Genomic DNA, 15,798 nt, shown 5'->3' with positions numbered 1-15,798 from the left:
GCCGATGGTCATGTATGATCAGGTTGAATGCCCGCCGAGCGAGGCGGCAAGCAATGCCGCACGAGGAGCTGAACCACTGCTCTTGCCGCTTTTCTCGCCCCTGTCGGCGCGCCGCGCCACCGAAGCCTTCCCGGACCTGACCGCACCGCTCTTTATAGCGGCGATCAGCCCGTCGGTCGCTGATGCTGCGGCGCGATTGCCTGCGAAACGACTGGAGGTGGCGGCACAGCCCGATGCCGGGGCCATGTTCGATACGCTTGCAGGGCTGATTGCCACATCTGACATACCTTGAGGGTGCGGCGCGCGACGTCTAATGTCATATCAGTGATGCCGTCAGCGGCGCGATGTCGCAACGATCCAACAAGGGAAGCTGCCGTGGCCAGATCGCGCAAGACAAAGACCGGAACACCAACCGAACCGGACGAGGCCGCCGCCGATACGGGTGCCGGGCCGGCAGAGGCTACGGAACAGCAGGACGTTGTAGACGGCCGCCCGCAAGAGACCGACACCGGCGAAACCCCCGACACGGAACAGGCAGGAACCGCCGAAGAACGTCCGCAGGCAGACGCTGTTGAAGCAGAGGTGCCGGCACCTGATCCGACACCGGACGAAGCTGGGCCCGACGCTCCGGCCCCAGACCCTGAGCCGCAACCCGTCGCCGCCCCCGCACCACGTCGAGGCGGTTTTCTGGTCCCCGCTCTTGGCGGCGTCGTTGCCGCCGGGCTCGGCTTCGCCCTGGCGGTTTATGTCCTGCCGAAGGTTTGGGTGCCGGACGTTACGGACGAAGATATGGCCGCCCTGTCCGCAGAAATCAAAACTCAGGACGGCCGCATCGGCGCGCTGGCAACAGATGTTCAGGCGCTGACGTCTAACCCGGCAGCCGCCGCCGATGAGGTGGCCGCGCTGGACGCACGCCTGTCGGACGAGTTTTCCAGACTTGGCAGTCGTCAAAGCGCCGCCGAGGAACAGCTGGGCCAACTGGCGACGCAACTGGATGCGCTGAGTGGCCGCCTTGCCGAACTTGAAAAATGCCCGGTGGAGGGCGGCGCAGCCTCGGCAACGGCGCTGGAGGCTTTTGGCCGCGAGATGGATCAGCTCCGCCAGGAGATTGACGCCCAAAGGGCGAATGCCGTCGCCGCGCAAGACAACATCGCCGCGATGACTGACGAGGCCGCTGCGCGTCTCGAATCTGCCCAGAAAGACGCCGAACGTCAGCGGGAAATGGCTGAAGATGCTGCCCGCCAATCCGCGATCCGATCTGCCGTCGGACGATTGCAGGCGGCGCTTGAAAGCGGGGCCCCTCTTGAAAAGGGGCTGGCCGACCTGACAGAGGCCGGTATCGACGTGCCGCCTTCGCTGTCAGAGCAGGCGCATGGTGTCCCAAGCCTTGCCGCCTTGCGTGAAGCCTTTCCTCCGGCAGCAAGGGGGGCGATTGCGGCATCGCTGAAAGAACAATCCGATGGCAGCATGTGGGACCGGGTAACAGCCTTTGCGCGTAGCCAGTCTGGGGCGCGTTCCCTGTCGCCGCGCGCTGGCGACGACCCGGATGCGGTCCTGTCGCGCGCCGAAGCCGCCCTTGGCGTGGGGGATCTTGCAACGGCTATCAGTGAGATAGGCTCTTTGTCAGAAGACGGACAGGCGCGGATGGCCGAATGGACGACACTGGCCGAACGCCGTCTTGCGGCAGTTGACGCGGTTGCAGCCATGGCTGCGGAATATAGGTGAGAGCGGCATGATCTGGTCTTTTGTAAAAATCGTATTGTTCGTCGCAGCCGTCACAGCCTTGACGCTGGGTGCCGGATATCTGGCCGAAACCGGCGGCGGCATCCGGATATCGCTTGCCAATACGGAATTCACGCTGGGGCCGGTTCAGGCCGTCGTGGCCGTGCTTGTCCTGCTCCTGGTGATGTGGGTGTTCCTGAAGCTTCTGGGGTTTTTCGTGGCCTTCGTACGGTTTCTGAACGGGGATGAGACGGCCGTCAGCCGCTATTTCGATCGCAATCGCGAACGCAAGGGATTTCAGGCACTGGCCGATGGGTTGATGGCGCTGGCATCGGGCGAGGGCAAGGTGGCAATGGCGCAGGCCGCGCGTGCCGAAAAGTATCTGCGGCGGCCGGAACTGACCAACCTGATTACCGCGCAGGCCGCGGAACTTGCGGGCGATACCAAGCGCGCGGGCGATGTCTACAAGCGTCTGCTGGCCGATGACCGGACGCGCTTTGTCGGCGTGCGCGGGCTGATGCTGCAAAAACTGTCAGAGGGTGATACCGACACCGCGCTGAAGCTCGCCGAAAAGGCGTTCTCACTCAAACCCAGGCATGAAGGTGTGCAGGACGCGTTGTTGCAGCTTCAGGCCTCCAGCGGTGACTGGAAAGGCGCACGCGAGGTGCTGGGGACAAAGCTGAAACAGGGTCTTCTGCCAAGGGATGTCTATCGTCGCAGGGACGCGGTTCTGGCGCTGCAAGAAGCGAAAGAGGTCTTTTCTGATGATGCCCCGATCGAGGCGCGCGAGGCAGCAATCGAGGCCAACCGCCTGTCGCCGGATCTTGTCCCGGCCGCGGTTCTGGCCGCGCGCAGCTACATCCAGAATGGCAAGCCGAAACTTGCGGTGCGGGTGCTGAAGAAAACCTGGTCAGCCCAGCCGCATCCCGATCTTGCAGCGGCCTTCGCGCTGATTGCGCCGGATGAAAGTCCGGCCGAACGGCTCAAACGGTTCCAGACGCTGCTGACGGCCGCGCCTGATCATGAGGAATCGCGCCTGCTGAAAGCCGAACTGCTGATCGCGGCCGAGGATTTTCCGGCCGCCCGGCGCGCGCTTGGCGATCTGGCCGAAACCCATCCCACCGCGCGCAGCCTGACGATCATGGCCGCGATTGCGCGGGGCGAGGGCGAAGACGATGCCTTTGTGCGCGGCTGGTTGACCCGCGCCCTGACCGCCAGCAGGGGGCCGCAATGGGTCTGCGACAAGTGCCAGAACATCCATACTGAATGGGCACCCGCCTGCGGCAATTGCAACGGTTTCGACACGCTGAGCTGGCGCGAGGCTCCGGGTTCCGCTGTGGCAATGCCGAACGGCACCGATATGCTGCCGCTCATCGTGGGCCGCCCGGAAGCATTGCCCGACGATACCGTTGCCGCTCAGGAGGCGTCGGACCCGTCGGATTCAGATCTGATCCTTGATGAAGAACTGGGGCAGAAGGCGCAAAATTAGGGCTACACACGCACGCGCGATGATGCTATCAGCCCGCCACCGCGCCGCAGCGTTCCCAAGCTGTCAGCGACGGCGAACGAGAAGAATGCCGCTGTAGCTCAGCTGGTAGAGCACGTCATTCGTAATGATGGGGTCGGGGGTTCGAGTCCCTTCAGCGGCACCATTCTTCTCTCTTATGTCAGGTTCAGTTCCAGTCTCACACGAAATTGCGCGACAACCCACGCATCGATCATGTTTTGCGTGCCGATCTGATGTCCCCGATGGACAGCGCACCTTGGAAATTTGATGCCACATTTTTTTGAAATGCGTACCGAAACAGATTTCTTGAAGGATTGATCACCCAATGGCAGGTCCGCGCATTTCCGGGAATTCCATGTTCGATCGGCTGATCAGAAAGTTCCTCTTTCCGACCCCGCTTGACCCTCAGTTCGATGCTGCGGGTCAAGATGACGATCAATTCAGGACAGCGACCAGTTTTCTTTCGCTTGCGGCGATGGAGCGCGATGGACTTCCCGACACCGGCAGTCTCGGACAGATGACAGTGCCTGAGGTCGGTCAGACAACGCGCAACGTGGCAGATCCGATCCTCGGACTGGATTCCGACCCATTTCGGCTGGCCTCGGCCGATTCCGGACGGACCGCTTATGGCAAGGTGACCGTTTTGGCCAACGGCGTCACGCGTCAGACGATTTCGGGAAGCGACGAAATTTATCTCGGAACCCAAGGGAATGACGTCATTGACGCGAAGGGCGGAGACGATGTTGTCAACGCGTCTTGGGGCAATGACAAAGTCTATGGCAGGTCAGGCGACGACTACCTTTATGGTGGCCCCGGAAACGACACCATGTATGGCGGCACGGGCAGTGATACCCTCATCGGGGACACGGGCAGGGACTATCTTTCAGGTGGCAGCGGCCACGACGATATCCGGGGCGGCAGTGGCAACGACAAGATATATGGCGGGGACGGCAGGGACGATATCCGGGGCGAAGGCGGCAGCGACAGAATATATGGCGGGGACGGTGCCGATCTTATCCAGGGTGGCAGCGGCGGGGATGTGTTGAAAGGCGAGGCCGACAACGACTTCGTTACCGGGGGAAGCGGGGCGGATGTCATTCACGGTGGCGGCGGAGCTGACAATCTGTCCGGCGGCAGCGGTGATGATACCATCAAGGGCAATTCCGGAACGGACACGCTTCTGGGCGGAAGCGACAGGGATATCCTCTATGGTGGTAGCGGCAACGACACGCTCGACGGCGGCAGTGACCGCGACACTTTGTATGGCGGGGATGGCGACGATCTGCTTCAAGGGGGCAGCAGCGGTGATGTGTTGAACGGCATGGCCGACAACGACACAATCTGGGGGCAAGACGGAGCGGATAGCATTCGCGGCGAAGACGGAGACGACCTCCTTTTCGGCGGCAACGGCGATGACACGATCAAGGGCGGTGCCGGAGCAGACTGGGTTCAGGGCGGAAGTGGCAAAGACTTTCTTCACGGCGGAAGTGGCGCTGATACGTTCTGGTTCACCGATGTGAGTGACAGTCAGGCCGGAAAGACCACCCGCGACGTGATCAAGGACTTTGACCAATCTGCCGGGGATCTGATCAACCTATTCAATATTGACGCCATGACATCATCCATCATCGATGATGCTTTCGTATTCATTGGCACCGCGGCCTTCAGCGGCGCCGAAGGCGAACTGCGCTATTCCCAATTCGCGACGAAAACACTGGTGCAGGCCGATATCGATGGTGATGGCGTGGCAGATTTCATGATCGAGCTGGAAGGTCAGTTCACGTTGGATGGAAGTGACTTCTTCCTTTAGGAGTATGACCGGCTTTGTTGCGCAATTCGTGTGACGGGGAGACTTCCTCTTTCCCCGGACGGACTTATCCCGCGGGCTCAGTGCCGGGCATGCCAGGTGCGGTGTAGCGGGTGAGCACGGCGATGCGGATCTGGATCTCCGCGACTTGCCGGTCGAAGTCCCTCGCCATCACGGATCGGCTGGGCAGTTTGATACATTGCATCCTGGTCTCGACGCTGCTTCGGCTGTGGTATCCTCGCCAGATCGTCCGGCCCAGGTATCGCGATGTGCTGAGCACCTACAGCGTTTCGCGTTTAACTTGAAGCATCACTCATCACCTAGCGCGTTGAAATCTTTGATTTCAGGCAGCGTCAGGTGATTCAGGTTTAACGCGAAACGCTGTAGGTCCGGGCGACGGCCCCGGCGCTGGTCGGGTTCCACGGCTTGGCGGTATTGCGCCGCGGAATGACGGCATGGGCATTGCGGGCCGCAATCGTGTCGCGGCATTTGCGTGTGTCCCAGGCCCCGTCTGCTGTAACGCTGCCGAGATCCCGTTCGGGCAGGTTCTGGCCCAATAGATCTTGCAGCAAGGCGGCATTGCCGATGTTGCTGCTGGTGACCTCCATGGCCCGAACCTCCAGCGTTTCTTCATCAATTCCCAAATGTATCGTAAGCGGTGCCTTGACCCCATGTTGATCAGTTGATGCGCTTGCCTTTCGGTTTCCAGCGTTTGGCGAGTTTGAGGACTTCGAGGCGAAGTTCGTCGCTGTCGGCGATGTTTGGGTCAAAGTCGTCGCCGTACCAGGTTTTCAGCTCAGCATGTTCCGGGTGCTTGGGATCGCTCATGGCTTTGAGGAACTCTTCGTATCCGGGTGCGCCGCCAACATCCTCTGGCGGGCAACGGCCCGCGATATCTGTCAGGCGCGGGTAGAGTTCGCCGGGAACGGGCTCGCTGATCTTTCCTATCCTGATCTTATGGTCCCAACTGTCGCCGAAGTCGTAGAGATAGTTGATCGTATGAGCGCCGGTGTCCTCAATGACCTCGGCCAGAGTGGTTTTGTTGGCAGGCAGATCATCACCACCGAAGTCTGGGTCGGGCAGTCCCCATGTCGCACCGCCTGCCTCAAACATGTAGAGATGTGAGTTGGTCCATCCCATGGCGGCCTGGATTGTCAGATGCAGGCGGTCGAGGCGGATGTTGGCTGGCACCTGCAGGGTGCGCGTAACAGCGGGATCGATGTAGTCAAGCGTGATCTTTAACTCGATGATGTTCATGGCGCTGTCCCCCTGTCAGGCCTTTGTAATCACAAGGCACGAGGGCGTCGATATCGGATTTTCCATGGCCTTGCGCGATGAAGGTCAAAGTCGCGGTCAACATTGCCGGGGTCTGCCAAACCCGGCCACGAACCGCCCGTTCAAACACCGCCCCGAGTCACTCTGCCGAAGTCGGCGGATGCGCTGCCAGCGCCTTCATCCACGACCTGTGTTCCCGGCGTGTAATTGGTTGGGCCGTCAGCAATCAGACCCTACCGGAACATCGCCGGTGATCAGCCCTGCCAGAACCTGCACCACGCTCAGGGTCAGCATCCAATCGGAGCGGAATCATACCGGGACAGGTTCAGTCGTCGCGCAAACTGGACGCAAGCCGCGCGCAGGCAGAACCGCGAGCGCTGGGCCGCCACGCCAAAGACGATGCCGGTGGCAAGACCAAGCAGGGCCGCCGAGGAGCGTTCGCCGATTGCGTCGACAAGGGTTAGGATGTCCAATAGGCCCTCCGGTTTTGAAGTCTCATGCCGGAATGTGAATATATCCTCCTTGATCTAAGTCATGCCTGTGCGAAGTAGCCGAATTGCCTGTGCGCGGGTGCTCTCGCCAAGGTCGCGAAAGCGGCGTATGTCGGGCGCATGTTCATGCGCTCCATCACCCTGAAAGACGCCGAAAGCTTGCCGCGCTGGCGCAGGCCCGCCTTTCTTTTGTTCCTGATGGCGGCGGCAATGCCGATTGCCTTCGCGACCTGGTCGGCACTTCTGAACAACTTTGTGAAAGAGGCGGCGGGGTTTACCGGGGTCGAGATCGGCTGGCTGCATACAGTGCGCGAAATCCCCGGCTTTCTGGCCATCGGCGTCATCGTCCTCCTCTGGGCGATGCGCGAACAGGTGCTGGCGCTGATCGCGCTGGCGCTACTGGGCGCGGCGACGGCGGTGACCGCGATGTTTCCCAGTTTCGGCGGCATCCTGATGGTGACGCTTCTGTCGTCCATCGGCTTTCACTATTTCGAGACGGTCAACCAGTCGCTGCAACTGCAATGGATCGACAAGAAGCACGCGCCGCAGGTGATCGGCTGGATCGTCGCCATCGGCTCGGGCGCGTCGCTGGTGGCTTACGGGCTGATCGTGTTGACCTGGAAGACGTTCGAGCTGAGCTACGGTGTCGTCTATGGTCTCTCGGGCGGCCTGACGCTGGCCATCGCCATATTTGCAGCACTTGCCTATCCGCAATTCGAGGCACCCGAGCCGCAGCTGAAGCATTTCGTGCTGCGCCGCCGCTATTGGCTTTATTATCTGATGCAGTTCATGGCCGGTGCCCGGCGGCAGATATTCATCGTCTTTGCGGCCTTCATGATGGTTGAACGCTTTGGGTTTGAGGTGCATGAGGTCACCGCACTTTTCCTGATCAACTACCTTGCCAATATGCTCTTCGCGCCCTTGATGGGCAAAGCCGTGGGCCGGTTCGGGGAACGCAATGCGCTGCTCTTCGAATATGCCGGGCTGCTCATGGTGTTCCTCGCCTATGGCGGCATCTACTGGTTCGGCTGGGGTGTGGTCGTGGCGGCGGTTCTTTACGTGCTCGACCACCTGTTCTTCTCGCTCGCCTTCGCGCTGAAGACCTATTTCCAGAAAATCGCGAGCCCCGGGGATATTGCGCCGACGGCGGCGGTGGCCTTCACCATCAATCATATCGCGGCGGTCTTTCTGCCCGCGCTTCTGGGCTATCTCTGGGTGGTCTCGCCCGGTGCTGTCTTTGGGCTGGCGGCTGGAATGGCGGCTGTGTCGCTCATCCTGGCGCTGATGATCCCACGCCATCCCGAACCGGGGCATGAGACGATCTTTGCCAGCGGCCTGCCGGTGGCGGCGGAATGAGCGGGGCGCAGGGCAAGTTCGTCACCGGCAGCCTGATGCGGCATGTCGTGGTCATGTCGCTGTCCGGGGCGATGGGGCTCTCGTTCACGTTTCTTGTCGATTTCCTCGCGCTCTGGTGGATTTCGCAGCTTCGGGTCGAGGCGATGATCGCCGCCGTCGGTATGGCGGGCACGATCCAGTTCGCGGTTTTCTCCATCGCCATCGGCATGATGATCGGGGCGGTGGCGCTTGTGTCGCGCACCATCGGGCAGGGCGACCGGGAGTGCGCGCGGCGCATTGCGACGCTGGCGATGCTGCTGACTGCCGGGGTGCAGGCCATCGTCGCCGCATTGATCTATGTCTTCCGCATTCCGGTGCTGCAGGCCACGGGCGCCGAGGGCGAGGTTCTGGCACTGGCCGAGCATTTCCTGTCGGTCACGCTGCCCTCCATGCCGCTGATTGCGGCGGCCATCTGCGCCTCGGCGATCCTGCGTGCGGTGGGCGATGCCTGGCGGTCAATGGCCGTGACGATGGTTGCGGGCGCGGTCGCGGTGGTTCTTGATCCCCTGCTGATCGTCTGGGCGGGCTGGGGTGTGACCGGGGCGGCCTGGTCCATCGTAGCGGCACGGGTTGCCATGTTCGGTGTGGGGCTTTGGTTCGTGATCAGCACCCACGACATGCTGGCGCGGCCGGTGCGCGGGGACATCCCGACCTATATGCCCCCCTATCTGGGCATCGCACTGCCCGCCATCGTGACGCAGATCTCGACGCCGTTCGGCAACTGGATCCTGACGCGCGAAGTGGCGGAATTCGGTGAAAGTGCGGTGGCGGGCTGGGGCGTGGTGATGCGGCTGACGATCCTCGCCTTCGGTGGCATCTTCGCCTTGTCCGGTGCCATCGGCGGAATCATCGGCCAGAATTACGGCGCCCGCCGCCCCGACCGGGTCGAGGGCGCCTACTGGGCGGCACTGAAGTTCTGTGCGGTCTATACTTTGGCCACATGGGCGATCATGGCGGCGCTGACCGGACCGATCATCCGCTCCTTCGGGCTTTCCTCCGAGGGTGCTGCGATTGTCGAAGCCTTCACTTACTATGCCGCCGGGGCCTTCATCTTTACCGGCGCGCTTTTCGTCGCCAATGCGACCTTCAACAACCTTGCCCGGCCCTTGTGGTCGACCGGTGCGAATTGGTTCCGCGACGGGGTTCTGATGCTGCCGCTGGGCATCGCCTTTACCGTCACGACCGGCGCGGTGGGCGTCGTCTGGGCCAACGCGCTCGCCAATGTGATCGCGGGCATTGTGGCGGCATGGCTCGCCTGGCGCTATATAAGGTCCCTGAACCGGACGGAGGCCGTCGCCACCGCCGCTGAATAGGAGCCAAAAATGCTGAACGCCCTTTTCGGAAAGAAATCCACGATGCCGACGAAAGATGACGCCCTGCCGGGCCGGGCCGAGCCGATCCCGACGGCAGAGGCGCATTTCATCTTTCACCGCCCGCTGAAATCGCCGGTGCCCGAGGGCATGGAAGAGGCGATGTTCGGCATGGGTTGTTTCTGGGGCGTAGAGCGCAAGTTCTGGCAGCTCAACGGGGTCTGGCTGAGCATGGTCGGCTATTCCGCGGGCCTTACACCCAATCCGACCTACAAGGAGACCTGCACCGGCATGACCGGGCAGAATGAGGTCGTGCGGGTGATCTATGATCCTGCGGTCATCAGCTATGACGATCTGCTGAAGGTCTTCTGGGAAGGCCACGACCCGACCCAAGGCGACCGGCAGGGCAACGATGTCGGCACCCAGTACCGGTCTGGCATTTACACCTACACCGATGCGCAGGCCGAGGCTGCCGAGGCCAGCCGCAAGGTCTATGCCGAACGGTTGAAAGGTGCGGGCTACGGCCCGATCACGACCGAGATCAAACCGGCGAGCAAGTTTTATTTCGCCGAGGACTACCACCAGCAATACCTCGCCAAGAATCCGTCGGGCTATTGCGGTATCGGCGGCACCGGCGTGACCTGCCCGATCGGGCTCAAGGCCTGACCCATGCCCCGTTCGCGGCGCGAGATCATGGCGAGCGGGGAGTGGTATTCCTGTCTGGGCGAAGAATTTGAGGCCCTGCGTCGTGCGGCGCGGCGGGCCTGTCATCAGCATGCGGTGATGGACCCCGATGCGCGCGGAGCTTGCGCGCCGCTCCTGGCTGACCTGATCACGATAGGGCGTGATTGCCGGATCGAGGCGCCGTTTCACTGTTCCTACGGGATCAACCTGACGCTCGGTGACCGGGTCTATCTGAATACGGGCTGCGTGGTGCTGGATTCCGCGCCGGTGACAATCGGAGCGCATTCGATGCTGGGGCCGGGCGTGCATATCTACTGCGCCGACCATCACCGCGACGCCGAAAAGCGACACGCGGGCATCGAACGTGCGCTGCCTGTCACCATCGGGCGCGACGTCTGGATCGGCGGCGGCGCGATCATCCTGCCGGGTGTGACCATCGGTGACAGCGCCATCGTCGCGGCAGGCGCGGTCGTGTCCCGCGATGTCGCCCCCGGATCACGGGTTGCGGGCATCCCCGCGCGGGGGCTATAGCGCATCACGCTGTGTTATCCCCGGGGATCCACCCATGCCGACCTATTCCGCGCTGACCACCCTTGCCGACAAGGACTCTGCCGAAGCTCTGGCCGAGGCGATGGAGAACTTCCTGCCCGAACCGACCGGCATCGGCTGCTTCGAGATCGAAGACGGCTCGGGCCGCCATGAGGTCGGCGCCTATTTCGAGGAAGAGCCGAACGATATCGAATTGGCCCTGATGGCGGCGATCTATGGCGCGAAACCCTTCGTTGTCTCGGAAGTACCCGAAACCGACTGGGTCGCCCATGTCAGGCGCGATCTGCAACCGGTCGAGGCGGGGCGGTTCTTTGTCTATGGCAGTCATGACGCGGACAAGGTGCCTGAGGGCACCGTGCCGTTGCTGATTGAGGCGGCCATGGCCTTTGGCACCGGACATCACGGCACGACCAAGGGCTGCCTTCTGGCGCTCGACCGGCTGGACCGGGCCGGGTTCCGGGGACGCAATGTCGCCGATATCGGTTGCGGCACCGCGGTTCTGGCGATGGGTGCCGCCGCGATCTGGCCCGATGCGGTCATCGCCTCGGATATCGATCCGGTTGCAGTCGATGTCGCCGTGGCGAATGTCGCGGCGAACGGGCTGGAAGGCCGGGTGACTTGTGTCGAGGCAATGGGCTTCGCGCATCCCGATCTGGCGGCCCGTGCGCTCTATGATCTTATTTTCGCCAATATCCTCAAGGGTCCGCTGATCGACCTGGCCCCGGATATGGCAGCTTCTGCCGCCCCCGGGGGCTATGTGATTCTGTCCGGTATCCTCAACAGTCAGGCAGACGAGGTTACGAGTGTGTATACAAAGGCGGGTTTTTGTCTCGTATCCCGGGACGAAATCACAGAGTGGACGACATTGGTTCTTCGTCGCGATCAATAAGGCTGACGTAGCGTCGCGCCCCATTCTTGCCATAATTCGACCGCACCTTCGACGCTCACGGGGGTGATTGCGAGTTGGGAGAGACATATGGTCGACCGGAATTTGCAGAATTTTTATGGCCGGGTCGGACGGATTGAAAAGGTTCACGCGGCCGGCGGCGGGTTCGAGGCCGAAGGCACCCTCGGCATGTCCTTCTACAAGGCGAAGCGGAACCGGGCGAACCGCAAGGGTTTCCTTGGTCCTCTGGTTCTGGTCCTTATGACGGTTGTCGGGATCAAGGCTGCGGTCCATGCCTCAGTCGGGCCGGAACAATATCAGGGCCGCATCGCCACGCTTGAGGCCGGGGATTGGGCCGACCGGACGGGCGCCTATGTGCTGCGTGCGGACCCGCTGACGGTCGCGGTTTCCGAACAGCTTCGCAAATACCTGTTCTGATCCGCTTTCCTAGGGTTGTTGCGGTCTGCCAAGCGGGACATTGCCGCCATAGACCGCCCAGAGCAGATGTCGCTGCGCCCCCCACGGGCAGGCACCCGCCCGGCTAAGGTTGCACTGATGGCAATGTCCGCGAAGGGCAAAATCAGACCAGTCCGTAGTGCCGCATGAGAAAACAGAAAGGCCGTGTCGGGCATCCCCGGCACGGCCTTTGGCGATCGAAGTCGCGCGTATCGTGTGGCGCTCAGCCCCGCGATGCGATCATCTCGATGTCGCCACGCGACAGACCGATATCGTCCAGTTCACGATCCGACAGCTTGGACAGCGCAGAGCGCGTCACACGGGCGTCGTTCCAGCCGGCGAAGGCCGAGACGAACAGACCGAAGATGCCGGAGATCGAACCGGCGACGGGGCGGTGGGCTTCATAAACAGCCATGGTCGTTTCCTTGTCTTCGATGGCGCGTCCCCATGACGCGTCTCGTTGAAGCGGCAGATAGACCTCGCGCTGCGTCGCAGCAAGTAACGGAATCGCATGCCCGGCATGCACTTTGCGCAAGCCTCAATTTCGCCGTAAGTTCCTAAAACAATAGGGTTTCCTTGAGGGGCAAAAATGTCGTTTTCCACCTTCCCGGTGACGATTTCCGCCCCGAATAGTCGCGCATCCGTGATCAGTCGCTTCCCGGCTTTCTTCCTTTGCGATGTTCGCTATTCGTGCTAGTCGTGTGAAAAAAGCAACATATGAGGGAGCAGATGCGCGTTCTCGGGATCGATCCGGGCTTACGGAACCTCGGCTGGGGGGTGATCGAGGTCGCAGGATCGCGACTCAGCCATGTCGCAAACGGCATCATCCAATCCGAAGGCGATGATCTCGCCCAGCGTCTCCTGTCGCTGTACCACGCCCTGACGCGGATCGTTGCAGATCATGCGCCGGATGCGGCGGCGGTGGAACAGACTTTCGTCAACAAGGATGGGGCAGGCACCCTGAAGCTGGGTCAGGCACGCGGTATCGCGATGCTGGTTCCGGCACAGGCGGGCCTTGCCGTCGGCGAATATGCCCCGAACGCCGTCAAGAAGGCAGTTGTCGGCGTTGGCCATGCCGATAAGGGCCAGATCGCGCATATGGTGCGCTTTCAGTTGCCAGGCGTGGAACTGGCCGGGCCCGATGCCGCCGATGCGCTCGCCATCGCTATCTGCCATGCCCATCACCTGCAAAGCGCGGGCCGTTTGGCGCAGGCCATCAGGGGGGCGGCATGATCGGGCGGATTGCCGGAGTGATCCTGCACCGGGCGATGGATCACGTCCTGATCGATGTGCGCGGTGTGGGCTATGTCGTCCATGTCTCGCAGCGCACGGCCGCCAGCCTGCCGCCGGTGGGCGAGGCGGTGGCGCTTTATACCGATCTGCTGGTGCGCGAGGATCTGTTGCAGCTCTTCGGGTTTCCGACACTCTTGGAAAAGGAGTGGCACCGGCTGCTGACCACGGTGCAGGGCGTCGGGGCCAAGGCGTCGATGGCAATCCTCGGGACGCTCGGGGCCGAAGGCGTCGGTCGCGCCATCGCTTTGGGCGACGCGGCGGCGGTGAAGGCCGCGCCGGGTGTGGGGCCGAAACTGGCGCAGCGGATCGTACATGAGCTGAAGGACAAGGCCCCCGCAGTCATGGCCCTTGGAGGTGCGCTCAGCGTCGATACATCGGGCGCCGATGAGGTGATCGAACCCAATCCGGCCCCGCGCAAGGCCACTGCCCCCAAACCGCAACCTTCCGCCTCGGCCAGCGCCACCGCCGAGGCACTCTCGGCCCTCATCAATCTCGGCTATGGTCAGGGCGAGGCCGCCAGTGCCGTGGCCGAGGCGTCCGGTGCCGATGACAGCGCCACGACACCGACCCTGATCCGCGCGGCGCTGAAACTTCTGGCGCCGAAGGGATGACGACGATGGAGCCCGATCCCACCCTTCGTCCGGCCCCCCAGCCTGAGGATGCTGACCGGTCGCTGCGCCCGCAGGCCCTGTCCGATTTCGTCGGGCAGGAAGAGGCGCGGGCGAACCTGCGCGTTTTCATCGAAAGCGCCAAGCGGCGCGGTCAGGCGATGGACCATACGCTCTTTCACGGCCCCCCCGGCCTTGGCAAGACGACACTGGCGCAGATCATGTCGAAGGAGCTGGGCGTCAGTTTCCGCATGACCTCGGGTCCGGTTCTGGCGCGGGCAGGCGATCTTGCCGCGATCCTGACCAATCTTGAGGCGCGGGATGTCCTTTTCATTGACGAGATTCACCGGCTGAACCCGGCGGTGGAGGAGGTTCTCTATCCCGCGATGGAGGATTTCGAACTGGACCTTGTGATCGGTGAAGGCCCCGCGGCGCGGACGGTCAGGATCGAGTTGCAGCCTTTCACGCTGGTCGGTGCCACAACACGGCTCGGCCTGCTGACGACGCCGCTTCGCGACCGGTTCGGCATTCCGACCCGGCTGCAATTCTACACCGTGCCTGAGCTTGACCACATCGTCACCCGCGGTGCGCGGCTGATGGGCATATCCTCGGACCCAGCAGGCACGCTGGAGATTGCCAAACGCGCCCGCGGTACGCCGCGTATTGCGGGAAGGCTTCTGCGCCGCGTTGTCGATTTCGCGCTGGTCGAAGGAGATGGCAGGCTGACACGCGAGATTGCTGATAGTGCTCTTACGCGGCTTGGCGTCGATCACCTTGGTCTCGACGGGGCTGACCGGCGCTATCTGACGCTGGTGGCGGAAAACTATGCCGGCGGGCCGGTCGGGGTCGAGACGATCTCAGCGGCCCTTTCCGAAAGCCGTGACGCGATCGAAGAGGTGATCGAGCCCTTCCTCTTGCAGCAGGGCCTGATCCAACGCACGCCGCGCGGGCGTATGCTGGCGCAGAAAGCCTGGATCCATCTCGGGCTGGTCGCACCGCGCGTGGCCGGGCAGAGCGACCTGTTCGAAAAGTGACACCCGCCGCCCTGGATCACATCCGGGACGGGGCTTCGAGTTGGTCCCGGCGCGGTGCGTGATCTCCGGGCCTGCTGAAAGGGCTTGACCTGAAGCTGCTTCAGGTCGCTAGGCCGTATTGGTCAGCACGGGGACGATCATGAGAATATCGGAAATTGCCACGCAATCCGGCCTGAGTATTGCAACGATCCGCTATTACGAGCGGATCGGCCTCTGCCCTGCCATCGCGCGCGGGGCCGACGGGCAAAGGCGGTTCATGACGAAGGAGCTGGACTGGTTGACGCTTCTGGCCTCGCTGCGCGAGACCGGTATGCCGATGGCGGAGATGCGCGATTTCGCGGCGCTCTACCGGGCAGGCGATGCCACGGTTGGCGGGCGCAAGGCGATGCTTCTTGCCCATGACCGCCGCCTTGCTGACCGTCAGGCGCAGATTGACCGGTGCCGGAGCCTGCTGGCCGGCAAGATGGCCCGGTATGACGAGATAGGGGGCGGCAAGGCATGAAGATCATTCTGGTGGGGGCGTCCGGCGATATCGGCCGGATCGTGCAGGATGAACTGGGCAAGCGGCATGAGATCGTGACAGTGGGCCGGTCCGCTGGCGATGTACGTCTCGACATGGCCAACCACGCGGCGGTCCGGGCCATGTATCAGCAGGTCGGTCCGTTTGATGCGGCCGTTTCCTATGGTGGCGACGTCACCTTCGCGCGGCTTGAGGATTTCACGCAGGAAACCTTTCTGCATGGATTGCGCCAGAAAGTCATGGGGCAGGTCAATCTGGTTC

Annotated in this window: 16 protein-coding genes, 1 tRNA gene and 3 pseudogenes; 16 read left to right on the top strand and 4 right to left on the bottom strand. The window is 62.5% G+C overall.

Going from position 1 to position 15,798, the window contains the following annotated elements; translation table 11 throughout:
• The 5 genes from WBB85_RS19875 to WBB85_RS19855 all read left to right on the top strand — a co-directional run.
• Positions 1 to 292 (top strand): uroporphyrinogen-III synthase (locus WBB85_RS19875; protein ID WP_432640322.1); only part of this gene is annotated, 292 nt, incomplete at its 5' end.
• An 83-nt stretch (positions 293 to 375) separates the two neighbouring features.
• Positions 376 to 1,725 carry a COG4223 family protein gene (locus tag WBB85_RS19870; protein WP_432640321.1) on the top strand — a complete coding sequence of 450 codons (1,350 nt, stop codon included), beginning with the start codon at positions 376 to 378 and terminating at the stop codon, positions 1,723 to 1,725.
• A 7-nt stretch (positions 1,726 to 1,732) separates the two neighbouring features.
• Entirely contained in the window at positions 1,733 to 3,211 is a 1,479-nt protein-coding gene (locus WBB85_RS19865) for a heme biosynthesis protein HemY (RefSeq protein WP_432640320.1), read from the top strand.
• An 87-nt stretch (positions 3,212 to 3,298) separates the two neighbouring features.
• Positions 3,299 to 3,374 (top strand) — tRNA-Thr (locus WBB85_RS19860).
• A 210-nt stretch (positions 3,375 to 3,584) separates the two neighbouring features.
• Positions 3,585 to 5,039: a calcium-binding protein gene (locus WBB85_RS19855; protein WP_432640319.1), complete on the top strand. Its 1,455-nt coding sequence runs from the start codon at positions 3,585 to 3,587 to the stop codon at positions 5,037 to 5,039.
• Positions 5,040 to 5,103: 64 nt separating this feature from the next.
• Here the strand turns inward: WBB85_RS19855 and WBB85_RS19850 are convergent.
• The 3 genes and pseudogenes from WBB85_RS19850 to WBB85_RS19840 form a co-directional block, all read right to left on the bottom strand.
• Positions 5,104 to 5,686, bottom strand: a pseudogene (locus tag WBB85_RS19850) (transposase); the annotation flags it as partial.
• Positions 5,687 to 5,714: 28 nt separating this feature from the next.
• Positions 5,715 to 6,293 (bottom strand): plasmid pRiA4b ORF-3 family protein, encoded by a 579-nt coding sequence (locus tag WBB85_RS19845; protein WP_432640318.1) that lies wholly within the window; start codon positions 6,291 to 6,293, stop codon positions 5,715 to 5,717.
• A gap of 350 nt (positions 6,294 to 6,643) precedes the next feature.
• Positions 6,644 to 6,784: pseudogene (locus WBB85_RS19840) on the bottom strand (YeeE/YedE family protein); the annotation flags it as partial.
• A gap of 138 nt (positions 6,785 to 6,922) precedes the next feature.
• Between WBB85_RS19840 and WBB85_RS19835 the strand changes: the two are divergent.
• The 6 genes from WBB85_RS19835 (at position 6,923) to WBB85_RS19810 (ending at position 12,064) form a co-directional block, all read left to right on the top strand.
• Positions 6,923 to 8,158 (top strand): MFS transporter, encoded by a 1,236-nt coding sequence (locus WBB85_RS19835; RefSeq protein ID WP_432640317.1) that lies wholly within the window; start codon positions 6,923 to 6,925, stop codon positions 8,156 to 8,158.
• Complete coding sequence (locus WBB85_RS19830) at positions 8,155 to 9,510, top strand: MATE family efflux transporter (protein WP_432640316.1); 1,356 nt, start codon at positions 8,155 to 8,157, stop codon at positions 9,508 to 9,510. The genes WBB85_RS19835 and WBB85_RS19830 overlap by 4 nt, the downstream gene beginning before the upstream one ends.
• 9 nt (positions 9,511 to 9,519) lie before the next feature.
• Entirely contained in the window at positions 9,520 to 10,173 is a 654-nt protein-coding gene (msrA, locus tag WBB85_RS19825; RefSeq protein ID WP_432640315.1) for a peptide-methionine (S)-S-oxide reductase MsrA, read from the top strand.
• Between the two features lie 3 nt (positions 10,174 to 10,176).
• Complete coding sequence (locus WBB85_RS19820; RefSeq protein WP_432640314.1) at positions 10,177 to 10,722, top strand: sugar O-acetyltransferase; 546 nt, start codon at positions 10,177 to 10,179, stop codon at positions 10,720 to 10,722.
• 34 nt (positions 10,723 to 10,756) lie between these two features.
• Positions 10,757 to 11,629: a 50S ribosomal protein L11 methyltransferase gene (locus WBB85_RS19815; protein WP_432640313.1), complete on the top strand. Its 873-nt coding sequence runs from the start codon at positions 10,757 to 10,759 to the stop codon at positions 11,627 to 11,629.
• An 87-nt stretch (positions 11,630 to 11,716) separates the two neighbouring features.
• Complete coding sequence (locus tag WBB85_RS19810) at positions 11,717 to 12,064, top strand: hypothetical protein (RefSeq protein WP_432640312.1); 348 nt, start codon at positions 11,717 to 11,719, stop codon at positions 12,062 to 12,064.
• Positions 12,065 to 12,305: 241 nt separating this feature from the next.
• Here the strand turns inward: WBB85_RS19810 and WBB85_RS19805 are convergent, their stop codons facing one another.
• Entirely contained in the window at positions 12,306 to 12,497 is a 192-nt protein-coding gene (locus WBB85_RS19805) for a DUF1127 domain-containing protein (RefSeq protein ID WP_432640323.1), read from the bottom strand.
• 314 nt (positions 12,498 to 12,811) lie between these two features.
• On the opposite strand from WBB85_RS19805, the gene ruvC reads away from it, so the two are divergent.
• The 5 genes and pseudogenes from ruvC to WBB85_RS19780 form a co-directional block, all read left to right on the top strand.
• Entirely contained in the window at positions 12,812 to 13,315 is a 504-nt protein-coding gene (gene ruvC, locus WBB85_RS19800; RefSeq protein WP_432640311.1) for a crossover junction endodeoxyribonuclease RuvC, read from the top strand.
• Positions 13,312 to 13,986, top strand: a complete 675-nt coding sequence (ruvA, locus tag WBB85_RS19795; RefSeq protein ID WP_432640310.1) for a Holliday junction branch migration protein RuvA — start codon at positions 13,312 to 13,314, stop codon at positions 13,984 to 13,986. The genes ruvC and ruvA overlap by 4 nt, the downstream gene beginning before the upstream one ends.
• Before the next feature lie 5 nt (positions 13,987 to 13,991).
• Positions 13,992 to 15,017, top strand: a complete 1,026-nt coding sequence (ruvB, locus tag WBB85_RS19790) for a Holliday junction branch migration DNA helicase RuvB (RefSeq protein WP_432640309.1) — start codon at positions 13,992 to 13,994, stop codon at positions 15,015 to 15,017.
• Between the two features lie 139 nt (positions 15,018 to 15,156).
• Positions 15,157 to 15,519, top strand: a complete 363-nt coding sequence (locus WBB85_RS19785) for a MerR family transcriptional regulator (protein ID WP_432640308.1) — start codon at positions 15,157 to 15,159, stop codon at positions 15,517 to 15,519.
• Positions 15,516 to 15,798, top strand: a pseudogene (locus WBB85_RS19780) (short chain dehydrogenase); the annotation flags it as partial. The gene WBB85_RS19785 and the pseudogene WBB85_RS19780, both read left to right, overlap by 4 nt.

The organism is Albidovulum sp. (assembly GCF_049646345.1).
GTDB lineage: Bacteria > Pseudomonadota > Alphaproteobacteria > Rhodobacterales > Rhodobacteraceae > Albidovulum.
The sequence above is the reverse complement of the archived record's forward strand: the minus strand, read 5'-3'. Positions and strand labels throughout refer to the sequence as shown.